Annotated in this window: 14 protein-coding genes, 1 tRNA gene and 1 pseudogene; 11 read left to right on the top strand and 5 right to left on the bottom strand. The window is 71.2% G+C overall.

Annotated elements, in window-relative coordinates; all coding sequences use genetic code 11:
• The first annotated feature begins 112 nt into the window (after window positions 1-112).
• Both ACNAW0_RS17460 and ACNAW0_RS17465 read left to right on the top strand, forming a co-directional pair.
• Window positions 113-292, top strand: a complete 180-nt coding sequence (locus tag ACNAW0_RS17460; RefSeq protein WP_416288942.1) for a hypothetical protein — start codon at window positions 113-115, stop codon at window positions 290-292.
• 501 nt (window positions 293-793) lie between these two features.
• Window positions 794-1,384 (top strand): DinB family protein, encoded by a 591-nt coding sequence (locus ACNAW0_RS17465; RefSeq protein ID WP_416288943.1) that lies wholly within the window; start codon window positions 794-796, stop codon window positions 1,382-1,384.
• A 439-nt stretch (window positions 1,385-1,823) separates the two neighbouring features.
• Here ACNAW0_RS17465 and ACNAW0_RS17470 read toward each other — a convergent pair whose 3' ends face one another.
• Window positions 1,824-2,129, bottom strand: a complete 306-nt coding sequence (locus ACNAW0_RS17470; RefSeq protein WP_416288944.1) for a hypothetical protein — start codon at window positions 2,127-2,129, stop codon at window positions 1,824-1,826.
• A gap of 72 nt (window positions 2,130-2,201) precedes the next feature.
• On the opposite strand from ACNAW0_RS17470, the gene ACNAW0_RS17475 reads away from it, so the two are divergent.
• Both ACNAW0_RS17475 and ACNAW0_RS17480 read left to right on the top strand, forming a co-directional pair.
• Complete coding sequence (locus ACNAW0_RS17475) at window positions 2,202-2,756, top strand: hypothetical protein (protein WP_416288945.1); 555 nt, start codon at window positions 2,202-2,204, stop codon at window positions 2,754-2,756.
• Window positions 2,757-3,107: 351 nt separating this feature from the next.
• Window positions 3,108-3,482 carry a replication-relaxation family protein gene (locus ACNAW0_RS17480; RefSeq protein WP_416288946.1) on the top strand — a complete coding sequence of 125 codons (375 nt, stop codon included), beginning with the start codon at window positions 3,108-3,110 and terminating at the stop codon, window positions 3,480-3,482.
• Between the two features lie 552 nt (window positions 3,483-4,034).
• Here the strand turns inward: ACNAW0_RS17480 and ACNAW0_RS17485 are convergent.
• Window positions 4,035-7,007 carry a hypothetical protein gene (locus tag ACNAW0_RS17485; RefSeq protein ID WP_416288947.1) on the bottom strand — a complete coding sequence of 991 codons (2,973 nt, stop codon included), beginning with the start codon at window positions 7,005-7,007 and terminating at the stop codon, window positions 4,035-4,037.
• Window positions 7,008-7,528: 521 nt separating this feature from the next.
• Window positions 7,529-7,604 (bottom strand) — tRNA-Arg (locus tag ACNAW0_RS17490).
• 165 nt (window positions 7,605-7,769) lie between these two features.
• Between ACNAW0_RS17490 and ACNAW0_RS17495 the strand changes: the two genes are divergently transcribed.
• Window positions 7,770-8,510: a hypothetical protein gene (locus tag ACNAW0_RS17495; protein ID WP_416288948.1), complete on the top strand. Its 741-nt coding sequence runs from the start codon at window positions 7,770-7,772 to the stop codon at window positions 8,508-8,510.
• Between the two features lie 10 nt (window positions 8,511-8,520).
• On the opposite strand, the gene ACNAW0_RS17500 is transcribed toward ACNAW0_RS17495, so the two are convergent.
• Entirely contained in the window at window positions 8,521-9,549 is a 1,029-nt protein-coding gene (locus tag ACNAW0_RS17500) for an alpha/beta hydrolase (protein WP_416288949.1), read from the bottom strand.
• Between the two features lie 183 nt (window positions 9,550-9,732).
• Between ACNAW0_RS17500 and ssb the strand changes: the two genes are divergently transcribed.
• The 3 genes from ssb (at window position 9,733) to ACNAW0_RS17515 (ending at window position 13,210) form a co-directional block, all read left to right on the top strand.
• Complete coding sequence (gene ssb / locus ACNAW0_RS17505; RefSeq protein ID WP_416288950.1) at window positions 9,733-10,560, top strand: single-stranded DNA-binding protein; 828 nt, start codon at window positions 9,733-9,735, stop codon at window positions 10,558-10,560.
• 92 nt (window positions 10,561-10,652) lie between these two features.
• The gene (locus ACNAW0_RS17510) at window positions 10,653-11,672 is read left to right on the top strand and encodes a cobalamin biosynthesis protein (protein WP_416288951.1); all 1,020 of its coding nucleotides are present in this window, start codon (window positions 10,653-10,655) and stop codon (window positions 11,670-11,672) included.
• Window positions 11,669-13,210 (top strand): cobyric acid synthase, encoded by a 1,542-nt coding sequence (locus ACNAW0_RS17515; RefSeq protein WP_416288952.1) that lies wholly within the window; start codon window positions 11,669-11,671, stop codon window positions 13,208-13,210. The genes ACNAW0_RS17510 and ACNAW0_RS17515 overlap by 4 nt, the downstream gene beginning before the upstream one ends.
• A 15-nt stretch (window positions 13,211-13,225) precedes the next feature.
• On the opposite strand, the gene ACNAW0_RS17520 is transcribed toward ACNAW0_RS17515, so the two are convergent.
• A complete protein-coding gene (locus ACNAW0_RS17520) occupies window positions 13,226-13,627 on the bottom strand; it encodes a rhodanese-like domain-containing protein (RefSeq protein WP_416289001.1) in 402 nt (133 codons plus the stop codon).
• Between the two features lie 321 nt (window positions 13,628-13,948).
• On the opposite strand from ACNAW0_RS17520, the pseudogene ACNAW0_RS17525 reads away from it, so the two are divergent.
• The 3 genes and pseudogenes from ACNAW0_RS17525 (at window position 13,949) to ACNAW0_RS17535 (ending at window position 16,326) form a co-directional block, all read left to right on the top strand.
• A pseudogene (locus ACNAW0_RS17525) lies at window positions 13,949-14,725 on the top strand (uridine kinase family protein).
• Window positions 14,688-16,040 carry a dipeptidase gene (locus ACNAW0_RS17530; protein WP_416289002.1) on the top strand — a complete coding sequence of 451 codons (1,353 nt, stop codon included), beginning with the start codon at window positions 14,688-14,690 and terminating at the stop codon, window positions 16,038-16,040. The pseudogene ACNAW0_RS17525 and the gene ACNAW0_RS17530 overlap by 38 nt, the downstream one beginning before the upstream one ends.
• A gap of 79 nt (window positions 16,041-16,119) precedes the next feature.
• Complete coding sequence (locus ACNAW0_RS17535) at window positions 16,120-16,326, top strand: hypothetical protein (RefSeq protein ID WP_416288953.1); 207 nt, start codon at window positions 16,120-16,122, stop codon at window positions 16,324-16,326.
• Window positions 16,327-16,436 lie beyond the last annotated feature (110 nt).

Below are 16,436 nucleotides of genomic sequence, written 5' to 3' on the forward strand. Positions count from 1 at the left end.
CAGGTCCAGGCCCGCCGAAACTCGGGACACTGCTGGGCGAACGAGCCGACGCTGGAGTACCAGCGCTCGCCGCTGCTGACTCGCGGTCAGGCGTACCGCGCCGGAGGCTGGCGTGCCTGAGATCCCGTTCGCCGTCATCCTCGCGTCGTACTGCGTCGAGTACCACGAACGGAACAACTGCTCGGCGTGCACTTCCAGCGGCTGCCTTCGGCTGGCGGACGCCGCGCTCACCCTCGACAAGTTCCGGGCGGAGCGGCTAGAGCGCCACCGTCTCCGCCGGGCGACCGCCTGACGCCACAGCAAGAGCGCAGCCCCCGGGGCTGGTGCGTCCACTCGAAATCACCCGGCGGGCCACCTTTCGCGCTGGGCGCAGCGGAGTCGGCTTGGGCGTCTTTACTTCCATCGCCCGGTCCTCCGCCTGGGGTGATCAAGGCCCTCGGTCAGTGGCGCAATCGCTGGTCGGGGGCCGTCTGTTTGCTGGCCCAGTTGGCTGCTGAGATCATCTGCCATGTGGCCAACCGGCTAGCGGATGCTGTACGCGCGTTTCACATGGCGCAGGCGACCGCGGCTGCCTCCGCACAGCGCGCAGCCGAGGATCGGGAGAAGGTCACCGAGGCCCGCGATCAGCTCGCCGCCGCCATTGTGGGCGCTGCCCGTGACGGCATGCGCCAGGTCGGCATCGTGCGGCCGGCTACACCCGCGAGCGCGTGCGCCAGATCCTCCGCGCCCACGGCATCGCCCCAGACTAGGCCGCGCAGGGGGCGGCTCGGTCGCAGGGGGCAGACTGGCGGGCATGGCTGACATGGGCGATCCGAAGACCGTGCTGCACCACTATCTCCAGGCGACTCGCGACGACCTGATCTGGAAGCTCGACGGGCTTGGTGAACGCGATGCCAGGCTGCCCCGCACCTCGACCGGCAACAGCCTGCTGGGAGTCCTCAAGCACTGCCTCAATGTCGAGGCTGGCTACTTTGGGGCCACCTTCGGGCGCGAGTTCCCGACGCCCGAGGAACTGGTCCCTATGGAGGCGTACGAGGAGGACCCCCAGGCAGACTGGTATGCGCGGGAGGACGAGACGAAAGACGGGCTGATCGACCTCTACCGTCGGGTCGGGGCCTTCGCGGACCAGACGATCGAGCAGCTACCGCTCGACGCCCCGGGGCGGGTGCCGTGGTGGCGGCCAGGCAGGCAGGATGTGACCCTGCAACGGATCATCGTCCACGTAATCTATGACCTGGCCCGTCACGCAGGCCAGGCCGACATCATGCGCGAGCAGCACGACGGGGCGATCGGCTGGCAGCGGGAGAACACCAACGTCCCCAACGACTACGACTGGCCGGCGTACGTCGCCAAGCTGACCGCGCTCGCCGACCGGGTCGGGTAGCCGGCCGGTCTCGCCGATATCAATACGGCCGAGTAGCACGTGTAGCCGCAACCCTGCGGAGCGACCATGAACCGCAACATGAATGCGTGATCCTCGATGGGGCTGGCCACCAGCCGTGGCGAGATCTGCCACTCGCAGTCCGTGCATGACGGCATAGGACACCGCTGGCCATGAACCGGGCGAACGCTGCCGGCAGGGCAAGGCCGTGCCGCACCAGACGCCGGTTGAACGCGTCCAGACCATCGACGGGCATCGGATTCGGCGCCGTGTAAACGCTTCGGTTCCCGCCGCGTCGGGAGTCATCCAGTTGAAAGCCCCGGTGAATAGCCGTCCGGGTAGCGGCGGTAGCTGGCCGTACGTTTTGTCGTCGTAGACCCCACCAAGGCCGTGCGGCCCCCACCCAGTTGCTCCCCCATTCCGATGAGCGGGCGCCTGATCTTCATTCCGTGGCCGTGCCCTGGTGCTGGCGGCGCTCGGCAAGTTGCTTCAGGTTCAGCAACTGCCGTCGAGCCATGACCAAGTCGCCGACGGACAGCCCGAGGGCGGCCCAGCGGGTCGTCTGCATGACGACCTTGAGCAGCAATCGCGTCGTGTGATCCTCCTGGGGCACAAGGACATAGGACATGAAGGCACCCATGATGGTGCCCGTCAACTGTTTGCCGGGGTCGCCCGAGGCGATCCTGCCCCACTTTCGTCCGCCAGCAGTGGTGAATGCTTCTCCGACTTCAGGTTCGGGTAGGCCCACCAGCTGTCGAGGTGAGCGGCGTCAGCGATCGGCTGGATCGCCGCCGCGCTGCCCGCGCTCGGCTTCCTGACGATGGTGAAGATCGCCCTCGGCCGCGCCGACCCCGCCCCACCCGACCGCACCGCCCAGCCCATGCGGGCCGAGCCGGGACCGGCGCTGATCGTGGACGCCGCGGTCCCGGACACCCGCGAGCCGGTCCCCGGACCGCAGCTGCCGCTCCCCGCGACCACTGCCGCGGTCCGGGACTCCACCACCACGGTCCCGGCCACTGCGGACCAGGACCCGGCGGTCCCGGACCGGCACGACAGCAGCACGCCGGTCCGGGACCGAGGCCCGGAAATCACCGCGCTGGTCCCGGCCGCCCGGACCGCCGCCCGCACCCTCGCCGCCCACGGGACACCGCTGTCCCGCAAGGAACTCGCCCGACAACTACGCGCCGACGGGCACCAACTGTCCAACGCCACCGCCTCAGCACTCGTACGCGTCCTACGCGCCGAGACCACCCCACCCGGACCAGTTCTGTCACACCAGGAGGCCGCGCGACAGAACCACGACCCACGACTCCTGTCAGACCAAGCCGCCCCTGTCAGACCAGCGTCCGCACCTGTCAGGACGCCCGCCGCCTGACAAAACCTGACAGGACCTGGCAGAACACACCTGCCCACCACGGAGCGGCCAGAGCACTGCCCCTCCACCCGCAGATTCTCCAAGGAGCAACAAGCATGCTGACCCAGCGCAACGACCCCAACCCGCGCCACCAGCGGTGTCACCGACCCTCACCACACGTCCTCTCACACCACCATCACGGTGTGGCTGGCCGTGTCGGCGTCGGTGTCGGCCTCCGGTTCACCGTCCGTCTTGATACTGACCCCCGAACCGACCCCCTGTACTCACTCACAGCCCAGGTCAAGCCCACTCTCACCGGCCCCGATCGGCTCCAGACACACCATGTCTAGGGTGTCCCCCCAGGGGCCGCCCATGCGTAAACCGCTGCCCGCTCCGGATCCACTGCTGCGCCTGCAGGCCAGCATCACCGCCCGCGACGACCGACTCCTCGGCTGGCTCTACGACCACGGAGTCCTCACCACCGACCAGATCGCCACCGCCCTGTTCCCGTCCCTGGACTTCGCCCAACGCCGGCTCCACCGCCTCACCGTCCTCCGCGCCGCAGACCGACTCCGACCCAACCGGGCCTACGGCGGCTCCTACCCGTACTACTACGTCCTGGACCAACTCGGCTACGACCACGTTCATGCTCAACGCGGACTCGCTGTCCGTGGTGGTGCTGAGCACCCGGCAGGCAGCCATCACCGTGCACCTGCTGCGGCGCTTGGTGCGGCTGGCCACGGCTGACGCGGTGGGCTCCGGGTGGGTCCGGCAAGAGTCGAAGAACAGCGCAGGTCAGCGTTTCCGCTGCTAGTGAGGTGTGCGCCCGGCAGGATTCGAACCTGCGGCCCTGGGATTAGAAGTTAGCCCATTTGGTATTCGGTCGTCTTCGTCGATGTCGAGGGCGCCTATCTATCCTGGTAGGCGCTCCTCGATATGCTGGTCTGTCCGGCTCGTTGATGATCCAGCCGAAGACGTCCGGGCTCACACCGGGCTCACGTGGTCGGTCGCGCAAGGGTTGGGTCTGCGCCGGGGCCGGGCTGACGCCGACGAGGGAGCCTGCCGCCACTCCGCCCGGAATGGGGGCGATGGACCGCAGCACCTTGCGTCGGCGCCAGCCTTGACTCACAGTTCTCCTCTGACGATCTGCGGCGGGGATCGGTGCGTCCCAGGGCGTCACACATCGGTGCTCCCGACCGAGCCTGCTGGCTCTGGCATCGTGAGTTCTGGTTTCCGAATTGCCGTCATGGGTCCTGCACTCGATCCCCGCGGATCGTCGATCGCGACGTCAGATCGGGTTCATGAACAGACCTCCCCGCATTCGTCGAGGATGTCCTTGAGCCCGGCGAGCGCGGCGTCCAGCTGGTCGCGGACTTGTCCGTAGCGTACGAACGCGTCCTGGCCGAGCTGCTGGTCGGCGGCGTTCGTCATGCCGTACAGGTACCCGATCTGGTCGATGAGCATGCGCTGCGGATAGCTGGGCTCGTTCGGGTCGGTCACGACGATCGCCTCGAGGTCGGCCAGCCGTTGCCGAGCCCGCTCGGCGTTCGGACCGGACTTGTCCTCGAGGTTCGCCTGGACCTGGTCGATGCGCTTGGCCAGCTGGCGTGACTCGCTGATTGCGTTGACGATCTGCCGGTTCAGCTCCCACTGCTTGCGCAGGTCCACCTGCCGTGTGCCAGCGGCGAGCACGCGTGGGTCTTCGAGCACCTGGAACTTGTGCGTCTGGGTGAAGCCGCCGACGGTGAGCCGTGCCTGGTAGGTGCCGGGCGGGGCGAACGGGCCGCTGGTGCCGCTCGGCCATGCGCCGTGGTAGCGCAGGTCCCACCGGATCCGGTGCATACCCGGGGTCGTGGGGATCTGTGCGGTGCCGGCGCGTTCCAGCGGCGGATCGTCGCCCGCGGGCTGACTGGAGAAGATCCGCACCACGTAGTTTCCGGAGCCATCGAGGATCTCCAGTCTCACCTCACCGGCCGGCTTGTCGGCGAGGTAGTAGTCGATCAGGGCTCCGGCCGCGGGGTAGCCGCCGGACGTCGAATACCGCATCCGGTACGCGTCGGCGGGCGCGAAGAGGTGTCGCTGCGCGGCGGCGACCTGGCGGGTCAGTTGCCGTACCGGAGACAGGTCGTCGAGCACCCAGAACCCGCGCCCCATCGTGGACAGCACCAGGTCGCCTTGGTAGACCTGGATGTCGGTCACCACGACGTCTGGCAGGTTGAGCTGAAGAGGCTGCCAGTTGGCGCCGTCGTCGAACGACACGTACACGCCGTGCTCGGTGCCGGCATACAGCAGGCCCTCTCGGGTCGGGTCCTCACGCACCACACGAGTGGGCTCGTCGGCCGGGATGCCGTTGCTGCCGTCGGTGAGCAGCGTCCAACTCTTGCCGTAGTCCTTTGTCCGGTAGATGTACGGGTGGAAGTCATCGAGCAGGTAGCGGTACGTCACGTAGTAGGCCGTACCGGGGTCATGCGGCGACGGCTCGATGTTCTGGACGCGGCCACCGGGCGGCAGGCTGTCCGGAGTCACGTCGGACCAGGACTTGCCCCCGTTGCGGGTGAGGTGGAACGGCCCGTCGTTCGAACCGACCCAGATCAGCCCGCGTTTCAGCGGCGACTCCTCGATCGCATACAGGGTGCTGTAGAACTCCTCACCGGTGATGTCGCGGGTGATCGGCTCGCCGGAGATGCCCTGCGTGCCCGGCGGAGTCGCGGTCAGGTCGGGGCTGATCCGCTCCCATTGCGCCCCGTCGTTCGTGGTCCGATACAGGTACTGCGAACCGAAGTAGACGGTGCCCGGGTCGTGCGGGGAGATCTCGATGGGCGATGTGCGCTGGAACCGGTTCGGCAGATCACTCGGAGCATGCCCGTACATGGAGTACGCGCCCACCCAGTAGTTGCGCTCCTGGCCGGTGTTGAAGTCGTACACGCTGAACTCGCCCTTGCAGTTGCCGTAGACGATGTTCGGCTCGCCCGGCTTCGGCACGGCCGGGCCGGTCTCGCAGCCGGCCACGCTCTGCCACCAGGCGGTCGGACCAGCCGCCGCGTGTTTCCCTGGCGGCAGGTTTGGCACGCAGATCGCCCCGTCGTCCTGCTGTCCGGAGCACACGGAGTACGGGAACGCGTCGTTCAGGTCCGCGGAGTACATTTCGGCGGTCGGCTGATTGTGCTGCGACGACCAGGTCTGGCCGTCGTTCTGCGTCACGTTGGCGCCCCCGTCGTTGCTCTCGATGTAGATCGACGGGTTGTTAGGGTTGATCCACATGTCGTGGTTGTCGCCGTGCGGCGTGTTCCGCTTCTTGAAGGTCTTGCCGCCGTCGGTGGAGCGGAAGAAGTCCTCGTTCAGCACGTACACGGTGTCGGCGTCGGTGGGATCGGCCTCGATGCCGGTGTAGTAGAACGGCCGCCGCGACAGGTCGTTGTCGCCGTTCATCAGGCTCCAGGTTGCGCCGGCATCGTCGGAGCGGTAGAGCCCCTCCTTCGGCTCCGGCGCCTCGACCAGTGCGTACACCCGCTTGGGATTGTCCGGCGAGATCGAGAGGTCGATCTTGCCCACCAGCCCGGTCGGCAGTCCGCGGGACAGGTGGGTCCAGGTGTTGCCGCCGTCGGTCGACTTGTAGATGCCGGCGCCGTCGTCGACCGTGGTGCCGCTGATGATCGTCCACGGCTTGCGCTCGGCCCGCCACGCGCTGGCGTACACGACGTCGGGTTTGCCCGGCTCCACCACTAGCCCGTACACGCCGATCTCCGGCGAGATGCTCAAGGCGTGCTTCCAGCTCTTGCCGCCGTCGGTGGTCTTGTACACGCCGCGGTCCGGGCTGGGCCCGAACGGGTTCCCGACCGCGGCCGCGTACACCGTGTCCGGGTCGTTCGGGTCGACCGCCATCCGGCCAATCTGGCCGACGCCGTCGAGTCCGATGTGGGTCCACGTCTTACCCGCATTGGTCGACTTGTACATGCCATGCCCGAGGATCACGTTGCTGCGCAGGCCGGTCGAGCCGGTGCCGACGTACACGACGTCCGGATCTGACGGCGCGGCCCGGATCGCGCCGATCGCGCCGGTCTTGAAGAACCCGTCGGAGATGTTGGTCCAGTTCGCGCCGTAGTCGGTGGTCTTCCACACGCCGCCGCCGGTCGCGCCCATGTAGAACGTCGACGGCTGGTCCGGAATCCCTTCTACCGCGGTCACCCGGCCGCCCTGTGATGGGCCGATGCTGCGATATGACAGGCCGCCGAACAGGGCCGGATCGACCGGCGCGGCGGGCAATGCGGTCATCGCAGGTTGCTGCGCGCGGACCTTGACAGGTGCGGCGGCACCTCCGGCGAGCGTTGCGGTTCGGGCGCCCGGATCCATTCTGCTGGCCTGGACCGAACCTCCGGCCATGACCATGGTCGCGCCGACCACCGCGGCAACCAAGGGCAACGAATGGGTGAGACGTCGCTTACGTAGGTGCTTCATCGCGCCTCCCGATAATTGACGTTGATATATGGAAGCTAGATGCTGCGAGAGTGGGTGGCAAGACAAGCATCGATCCGTCGGAGGGTTTTGATCCCTGGCCGTCCGTTTCGGCTTGACCGTTCTGTCGCTCCTGGTGAAGGCCGGGGTGCCGCGTGTCGCTGCGGGCGCGCCGGGTCTCCGGTCGGGGTTTCGGTCTTTCTGTTGGGGGGTAGGTGGGCCAGGTCAGCAGGGGCAGGGCCGGGCTCACCTCGGGCTCACATGGGGCCAAGCCATCGAAGGGTGGCGCTAGGCAAGATCGCAAGAAGAGTAAGAAGCAGCAGGTCAACCCCGCTGCATGATGGTGCGCCCGGCAGGATTCGAACCTGCGGCCTTGGGATTAGAAGTCCCCTGCTCTATCCGCTGAGCTACGGGCGCGCGTCGACGTGTCGCGCCAAGAGGGTACCGCCGCCCCCGGCCTCGCCGGGAGAATGGGTGGTCGCGGGGCACGTCGATGATCAGGGTCGCACGTGGTGTCCCACGCCGGCACCCCGGTTACGCCCCGTCCGCCGAGCGTTCGGACCGGTTTGTACCCTCTGCGTCGTGCTGCTCGACCAGGAAACCGAGAACGAGATCGTCTACGAGCTGTGCCAGCTGCTCGGGCGCGCCATCCTGCCGGTGAGCCGGTTCGACCGCCCCGAGGCGCCCGCCGGCGGCTTCGGCACCGCCTTCTTCTACACCCAGCTGGTCGGCGCCACGGACGACGGGGACGTGGTGCACGAGTGGCTGCTCACCGCCGACGCGACCACTCACGCGCCGTACGGGGAGATCGGGTTGCGGCCGAGCATCACGGAGCCAGCGGATGCGGCGTCGGAGGACATCCGGATGCCCGACTTCGCCGGCCGGTGGCTGCACCTTCCGGAGATCGGCGTGGCCGCGATGCCCACCGGCGGGCTGCACGGGTACGCCGAGGACCGGGGCTGGCACTGGCGTACCCAGCAGGTGACCGACGCGGTGGCCGCGCAGGCCGACGCGATCGCCCGGGTCGGCGCGGAGCCGAGCGCGGCGTTCGTGCTGGCGCTCGGCGTCGCCGGCGACGGAGCGCGACCGCTGGAGGCGGTGATCGAGCGGGTGGTCCGGGACGGCGACGACCTGCGGATCAGCACCGAGCTGCCCTCGGGGTACGTGGGTGCGCCCGTGTTCGGCGCCGACGCGGACCCGGACGGCGACCTGGCGCTGCGCTGCCTCGGCCTGGTGCTGCCCGGCAACGGCACCGGCCACCCGGTCGCGACGTTCGACCGGATCAGGTCGGCCATCGCGGCGGCGACCGCCCGTTACCGCTGACCTTTCCAGCTCAGCCCTCGGCGGCCGCGCCGGCCGGATCCTCCATCGGCCGGCGTGCCGCGGGCGGGCCGGCCGCCACCGCGTCGGTCGGCCCGGCGCCGAGGAACGCCTCCGCCCACCGTCCGGCCTCGGCGAAGACCCTTTCCCGTACGGCCGGACTGGAGAGCGTCAGGTCGTGCAGCCCGCCGTCGAAGCGCGCCAGGGTGACGTGCCGGCCGAGCCGGGGCGCCCAGCGCACCATGTGCTCCACGTCCAGCACCGCGTCGGCGAGGGTGGCGGAATCGTGCCACTTCGTGCTCCGGTAGCTGCGGGTGGAGCAGGCCAGCAGCACCGGCACCGGAATGTCCAGGCCGGCCCGGAGCTGCCGCTGGCCGGCGCGGATCGCGTTGATCCAGCCGGCCCGCACCGGGAATCCGGCGAGCGGCTTCCAGGCCAGGTCGTACCGCCACTCGCCGCGGTGGTCGGCGTGCAGGCTCTCGCCGTACACGGTGCCGAGCCCGAACGGGATGGTGCGGTGCGGTGCCCGGCGGCCCAGCCGGGAGACGGCGGCCGCGAGGGGTCGACGGACCAGCCAGGGTGCGTTGATGTCGAAGAAGGGGCTGTTGAGGAAGAGCCCGTCGACCAGGCCGGCCTCCCGACGGGCGTGCGCCCAGAGCGAGATGATCAGGCCGCCGGTGGAGTGACCCATCGCCAGCAGCGTGTCGTGCCCCTCGTCGACTCGGATGATCTCGGAGGCGGCGTCCAGCTCGGGGAAATAGTCGCTCAGGTCGTGGCAGAAGTTCGGGGTCTGGTGCGGCAGCAGGCTGCGGCCGTACTTGCGCAGGTCGAGGGCGTAGAAGTCCCAGCCCCGCTCGGCGAAGAAATCGGCGACGTGGGTCTGGAAGAAGTAGTCGACGAAGCCGTGTACGTAGAGCACGGCCCGCCGGGTCGGGCGCTCGGCCCGCCGACGGACCAGGGTCGCGACGACCGGTCCCTCTTCGTCGACGCCGAGGTCGATCGTCTGCCGCTCGTACGGCGGTCCCAGCACGTCGAGTTCCACGACCGTGACGGTACGCCGCGACGCTACCCGGCGGTAGCCCGCGCTCCTTAGCAGATGGGGCCCTTGATCAGGTCGTTGTCCACAGCCCGCTCCGTCGTCCACAGGCGGGGCGGTACGGCTGGTGGGCGGGCCCCCTTCGGTCGAGGCTCGGCCCCGACAAGCCGAGTCTCCCTGGGAGGGGCGATGTTCGACACGTACGTCACGATCGTCGGCAATGTGCTGACCGCGCCGGAGTGGCGCCGCACCACGCAGAGCAACACCCTGGTGGCCAACTTCAAGGTCGCCTCCACCGCCCGCCGCCTCGATCGGGACACGGGCCGCTGGGTCGACGGCAACAGCCTGCGCGTGCGGGTGAACTGCTGGCGCAAGCTGGCCGAGGGGGTGGCCGCCTCGGTGATGGTCGGCGACCCGGTGGCCGTCGTCGGCCGGCTCTACACCCGCGACTGGACCGACGACGCCGGCAACCACCGCACGCTCTACGAGCTGGAGGCGGTCGCGGTCGGCCACGACCTGTCCCGGGGCCGGGGCCGGTTCTACCGTAACCGGCCGAGCATGGCCACCAGCACGGTTGAGGACGCGGAGGCGGAGCGCCGGGTGCACGGCGAGGCGACCGAGTCGGTGCCGGCCGCGCAGGCGCCAACCTCCCTCGACGATCGGCCGTTCGACGACGAGTTCGAGCCGCTGGAGTTCGCCGCCCGCGCCGGGCACGAGCTGCCGGGCTACCCGGGCGGGCCGGCGGGTGCCCCGGACGGGCCGGCGGGCTACCCGGGCGGGCCGGCGGGCGACTTCGACGGGCTGGTGGACCCGTTCGACGAGCCGGCCGTCGCGGATCCGCTCGGTCAGGCGGGTCAGACGGGCGCCGGCGACGACGACGAGGGCGACGACGAGGGCGACGACGAGCTGGCCGCCGAGCCCGACGAGGCGAGCGGCGAGGCGACCAACGAGGCCGAGGGTGTCACCCCGGCCGGTCCGGGTCGCCGGGGTCGGCGGCGGACGCCGGTGCCGGCCTGAGCGGCTGCTTCGTGCACGGGGGGAGCGGGGTAGCGACGCAGACGTGGCCACCCCGCCGTACGACTAGGCTGGCCGGCCGGAGGTGGTGACGGGTGCGGCAGGCGACCGTCATGGCGAACGCGGCGGGACTGGTGGCGGGTTACGCCCTGGATTCGTTGTTGGGCGATCCCCGCCGGTGGCACCCGGTGGCCGGCTTCGGCCGGGCGGCCGGGGCGCTGGAGCGGCGGATCTACCGACCGGACCGGTCGGCCGGAGCGGCGTTCACCGCGCTCGCCGTCGGTGCGCCGGTGCTGCTCGGCGTCGCCGCGACGCTCGCCACGCGGCATCGACCGCTGGCCCGCGCGGCGTTGGTCGCCGGCGGCACCTGGGCCGTGCTGGGCGGTCGTACCCTCCGGCGCGAGTCGACGGTGATGGCCCGGGCGCTGCGCGACGGTGACCTGCCCGCCGCCCGTCGCCGGCTCAACCATCTCTGTGGCCGGGACCCCTCGACGCTGGACGAGCCGGAACTGGCCCGCGCCACCGTCGAGTCGGTCGCCGAGAACACCTCCGACGCGGTCGTCGCACCGCTGTTCTGGGGGGCGGTCGCGGGGCTGCCCGGCCTGCTCGGCTACCGAGCGGCGAACACGCTCGACGCGATGGTCGGGCACCGCTCGCCCCGCTACGCCCGTTTCGGCACCCCGGCCGCCCGCCTGGACGACGTGCTCAACCTGGCTCCGGCCCGGTTGACCGGGCTGCTCACCATCGCGGTCGCGCCGGCCGCCGACGGGGACCGCGGCACCGCCTGGCGGATCTGGCGCCGGGACCGCAACGACCACCCGAGCCCGAACGCCGGCCAGTGCGAGGCGGCGATGGCCGGCGCGCTCGGCGTACGGCTGGGCGGGCGCAACGTCTACTTCGGGCGCTCGGAGACACGGCCGTTCCTCGGCGACGGGCCGCGACCCGAGGCGGGGCACCTGACGCGGGCCGCCCGGATCTCCGGCGCCGTCGGCCTGGCCGCGCTCGGCCTCGCCGCGGCCTACCCGCTGACCGCCGGCCGCCTGGTCGACGCCGCCGGCCGGTCCGCTCTGCGGGGCCTGCGCAACGGCCTGGCGCGGCAGGGGAGCGGGCAGTGAGCGGCGGGCTGCTGGTCGCCGGCACCACCTCCGACGCCGGCAAGAGCGTGCTCACCGCCGGCATCTGCCGGTGGCTGCGCCGCCGGGGCGTCCGGGTGGCGCCGTTCAAGGCACAGAACATGTCCAACAACTCGGCCGTGGTGGTCGGGCCGGACGGGCGCGGCGGCGAGATCGGCCGGGCCCAGGCGATGCAGGCTGCCGCCTGCGGGGTCGCCCCGGACCTGCGCTTCAATCCGGTGCTGCTCAAGCCCGGCAGCGACCACGCCAGCCAGGTGGTGCTGCTCGGCGAGGCCGTCGACACGGTCACCGCGGGCAACTACCGGCAACTGCGTCCCCGGCTCGCCGAGACCGCGTACGGGGCGCTGGCCGAGCTGCGGGCGGCGTACGAGGTGGTGATCTGCGAGGGCGCCGGTAGCCCGGCCGAGATCAACCTGCGGGCGGGTGACTACGTGAACATGGGGCTGGCCCGGCACGCCGGGCTGCCCACCATTGTGGTTGGTGACATCGACCGGGGCGGGGTGTTCGCCTCGATGTTCGGCACCGTCGCCCTGCTCGACCCGGCCGACCAGGCTCTCGTCGCCGGCTTCGTGATCAACAAGTTCCGGGGTGACCTGGGGCTGCTCCAACCGGGGCTGGACATGCTGCACCGGGTGACCGGCCGGCCCACGTACGGGGTGCTGCCCTGGGAGCTGGACCTGTGGCTGGACGCCGAGGACTCGCTCGCGTACGGCCGGGTGCTCGGTCGCCCGGCGGCACCCCGGGGCACCGACTGGCTCGACGTGGCGGTGGTCCGGCTGCCCCGGATCAGCAACGCCACCGACGTCGAGGCGCTCGCCACCGAGCCGGGGGTGCGGGTACGCCTGACGATCGAGCCGGCCGAGCTGGCCGCCGCCGACCTGGTGGTGCTTCCCGGCTCCAAGTCGACCGTGGCCGACCTGGCCTGGCTGCGGGAGACCGGCCTGGCCGACGCCGTCCTGGCGCACGCCGCCGCCGGCCGGCCGCTGCTCGGCATCTGCGGCGGGTTCCAGATGCTGGCCCGGGCCATCCACGACCCGGTGGAGAGCGGCCGGGGCAGCGTCCCCGGGCTGGGGCTGCTGCCCATTGAGATCACCTTCGACCCGCACAAGACGGTCCGGCGTGCCACCGGCACCGCCGCCGGTGACGTCCCGGTCCACGGATACGAGATCCACCACGGGTACGTCTCCGCCGCCGACCCCGGTCTGCCGCCGCTGCTCCGGTACGCCGACGGCGTCGGCGAGGGAGCTCGGCTCGGTGCGGTGCACGGCACCCACTGGCACGGGGCCTTCGAGTCCGACGAGTTCCGCCGCCGGTTCCTCACCGAGGTCGCCCGGCTGTCCGGGCGGGCCGGCTTCAAGGTCGCCCCGGACACCGCGTTCGCCGCCGCCCGCGAGCGGACCCTGGACCTGCTGGGCGACCTGGTCGAGGAGCACCTGGACACCGCCGCGCTGTGGCGACTGATCGAGTCCGGCCCGCCGCCGGCGCTGCCGTTCATCCCCCCGGGTGCACCGACCAACTGAGCTGGACCGAAGCGGTCAGTAGCGTACGTCGGCGGGGCGGTCGGACATCGGCAGTCCTGACTCCCGCCAGCCCTGCACGCCCCCGATCATGTCCGTGGCCTGGCGCAGGCCGAGTGCCTGGAGGCCGGCCGCGGCCAGGCTGGAGCTGTAGCCCTCGGCGCACACCACCACGACCTGCCGGTCGTACCCGACCGCCTCCGGGATGCGCCAGGCGCTGGCCGGGTCCAGCCGCCACTCCAGCACGTTCCGCTCGATGACGATCGCGCCCGGCAGCTCACCCTGCTTGCGTCGCTGTGCCTCGGGACGCGTGTCGACCAGCAGCGCGCCGCGGCGGACCGCCTCGACGGTCTCGTGCGGGGTGAGCCGGCGGAGTCCGGCCCTGGCCTGTTCCAGCAGGGCGTCGACGCCCGGACACATCACGTCATGGAGCACCTCCCGATGATGACGCCGGGCACGCGGGCCTGCCCGGCGAACCCGGCTGCCGGCGGGCAGGATCAAGCGGACGGGGGACGCCCGCAGCAGCCCCGGGACCCGTCGACCCCGCCGCCGCGCCGGCCACGCCCGCTGGGCATGGTCAGGCCACACTTTCCCGGAAAGTGGCCCCTCGCGGCACCCGCAGGCCACAGGTTCCGTGAAACTGCGCCCTCGGGTCGGCACGCTCACGCGGCGACCGATGAAGCAGGTGGGGGGGGATGGACGCCGGCGGTCGGCGCTAGCGTCTGTGCGGTGACGGTGACGATGGCGGTGGTCGAGGCGTACGCCGACGCGGCCCGGCGGGTGCTCGCCGGCCCGGCGCGGTTGGGGCGTACCCGACTGGTGGCGGTCGACGGGCCGAGCGGCGCGGGCAAGAGCGTCTTCGCGGCCCGCCTCGCGGACGCCTTCGCGGCGCTGCCCGGCGGCGACCGGCCACCGGTGATCAGTACCGACGATCTGTTGGACGGCTGGGACGACCAGCTCACCTTCTGGCCTCGGCTGGAGCGGTGGGTACTCGGGCCGGTACGTGCGGGCCAGCCCGGCGCGTATCGCCGGTACAGCTGGGTGCGGCGCAGCTTCCTGGACCGGGAGGTGCCGGTGCCGGCCGGGCCGGTGCTGATCGTGGAGGGGGTGAGCAGTGCCCGCGCCGCGATCCGGCCGGAGCTGACCCTGTCTGTCTTCGTCACCGCGCCGGCGGAGCTGCGGCTGTCCCGGGCGCTCGCCCGCGACGGCGCCGAGATCCTGCCCGAGCTGCGCCGCTGGCACGCCGGGGAGCGGGCGCACTTCGCGGTCGACGACACCGAGGCCGTGGCGGACCTCGTGGTCGACGGCGCCGCCACCCTGCCCCATGACCCCGACCATGACTACGTCCGCCGCCGCTGACCGGCGGGCCGGACGTCCCGGCGAGCCGGGTGCGCACCCCGGCGACCGGGGCGGCGGGGGCGGCCTCGGGACTGGCCTGCGGTAAGGCCGGCATACGATGCCGGTCATGACCACACCGATCATGTCCGAGTCCGAGGTGCGGGCCGCCGTCGAGCGTGAGCTGCCCGGAGTCCGTGCCGACCTGGAACGCCTCGTCCGTATCCCCGGCATCGCCTTCGACGGCTTTGACCACTCGCACCTGGAGCGCTCCGCCGAGGCGGTGGCGGAGCTGCTGCGCGGCTGCGGCCTCGACACGAAGATCGTGCGCTCCGGTGGGCAGCCGGCGGTGATCGGAAGGAAGCCGGCCCCGCCCGGCGCGCCCACCGTCCTGATGTACGCCCACCATGACGTCCAGCCGGTCGGCGACCTGACGCGGTGGGAGTCCGACCCGTTCGAGCCGGTGGAGCGGGACGGCCGCCTCTACGGCCGGGGCGCCGCCGACGACAAGGCCGGCATCATGGCGCACGTCGCCGCGCTGCGCGCGTTCGGTGACCGGCTCCCGGTCGGCGTGGTCCTCTTCATCGAGGGCGAGGAGGAGTACGGCTCGGACTCGCTGGAGCGGCTGCTCGCCGAGCACCGCGACGAGCTGGCCTCGGACGTCATCGTGATCGCCGACTCGACCAACTGGGATGTCGGCGTCCCCGCGCTGACCACCTCGCTGCGCGGCATCGTCAACTGCTTCGTGGAGGTTCGCACCCTCGACCACGCCGTGCACAGCGGCATGTTCGGCGGTGCCGTGCCGGACGCGCTCACCGCGCTGGTCAAGCTGCTCGCCACGCTGCACGACGATGCCGGTGACGTGGTGGTCGAGGGGCTGGTCGGCCGGGAGGGCGCGACCGTCGACTACCCCGAGGACCGGTTCCGCGCCGAGGCGGGGCTGGTCGACGGGGGCGAACTCTTCGGCACCGGCCGGATCACCGACCGGCTCTGGAACAAGCCGGCCCTCGCGGTGCTCGGCATCGACGCCCCGGCCACCGCCGAGGCGCCGAACGCGCTCGTCCCGTCGGCGAAGGCGAAGCTGAGCGTACGGCTGGCGCCGGGCGACGACCCGAAGAAGGCGTACGCCGCGTTGACCACCCACCTGGAGAAGCACGCGCCGTGGGGCGCGCAGGTGACGGTGACCTTCGAGCACGACGGCTTCCCCTGCGTCATCGACGCCACCGGGCCGATGTTCGCGGCGGCGCGGGCGGCCTTCCAGGGTGCCTGGGAGGGCACCGAACCGGTCGACATCGGGGTGGGCGGCTCGATCCCGTTCATCGCCACCTTCCAGGAGATGTTCCCGCAGGCGGCGATCCTGGTGACCGGCGTGGAGGACCCGCACGCCCGGGCGCACGGTCCGAACGAGAGCCTGCACCTGGGCGAGTTCGCCCGGGTCTGCCTGGCCGAGGCGCTGCTGCTGGCCAAGGTCGCCGGGGCGGGCGCGAAGCCGGAGTGAGGGTGTCGAAACCGTAACTTCGGCGCCGATGTCGGAGTTTCCGGTGTGTCGGGCGTAGGGGTGTTATAGCCTTTCGAACATGCGTACGAATGACGAGATGGTGCGGCTCCAGGCCGCCGTCAGCGCGCTGGGAGACGTCGACGTCTCCGCGTGGCCCGAGGACATGCTCAAGGACCAGCTCGGCGAGCTCTCCGCCGCGCTGGTCGCGCTCGACACGCTGCTCACCCGGGTCGCCGACGAGGTCCGCGCGCGCGGCCTGCGGATCGAGGAACCGGTCTCGGCCTGACCGCGTCCGGCCTCCTCTGGCAGCGCCTGTGGTGATCGACTCGGGATGCGGCAGGTTGACTCTCCCGTTCGTCTGGACACCGCGGGATGCGGCACCCCGAGTGGACCACC

It is taken from the genome of Micromonospora sp. SL1-18 (genome assembly GCF_047921505.1).
Lineage (GTDB): Bacteria > Actinomycetota > Actinomycetes > Mycobacteriales > Micromonosporaceae > Micromonospora.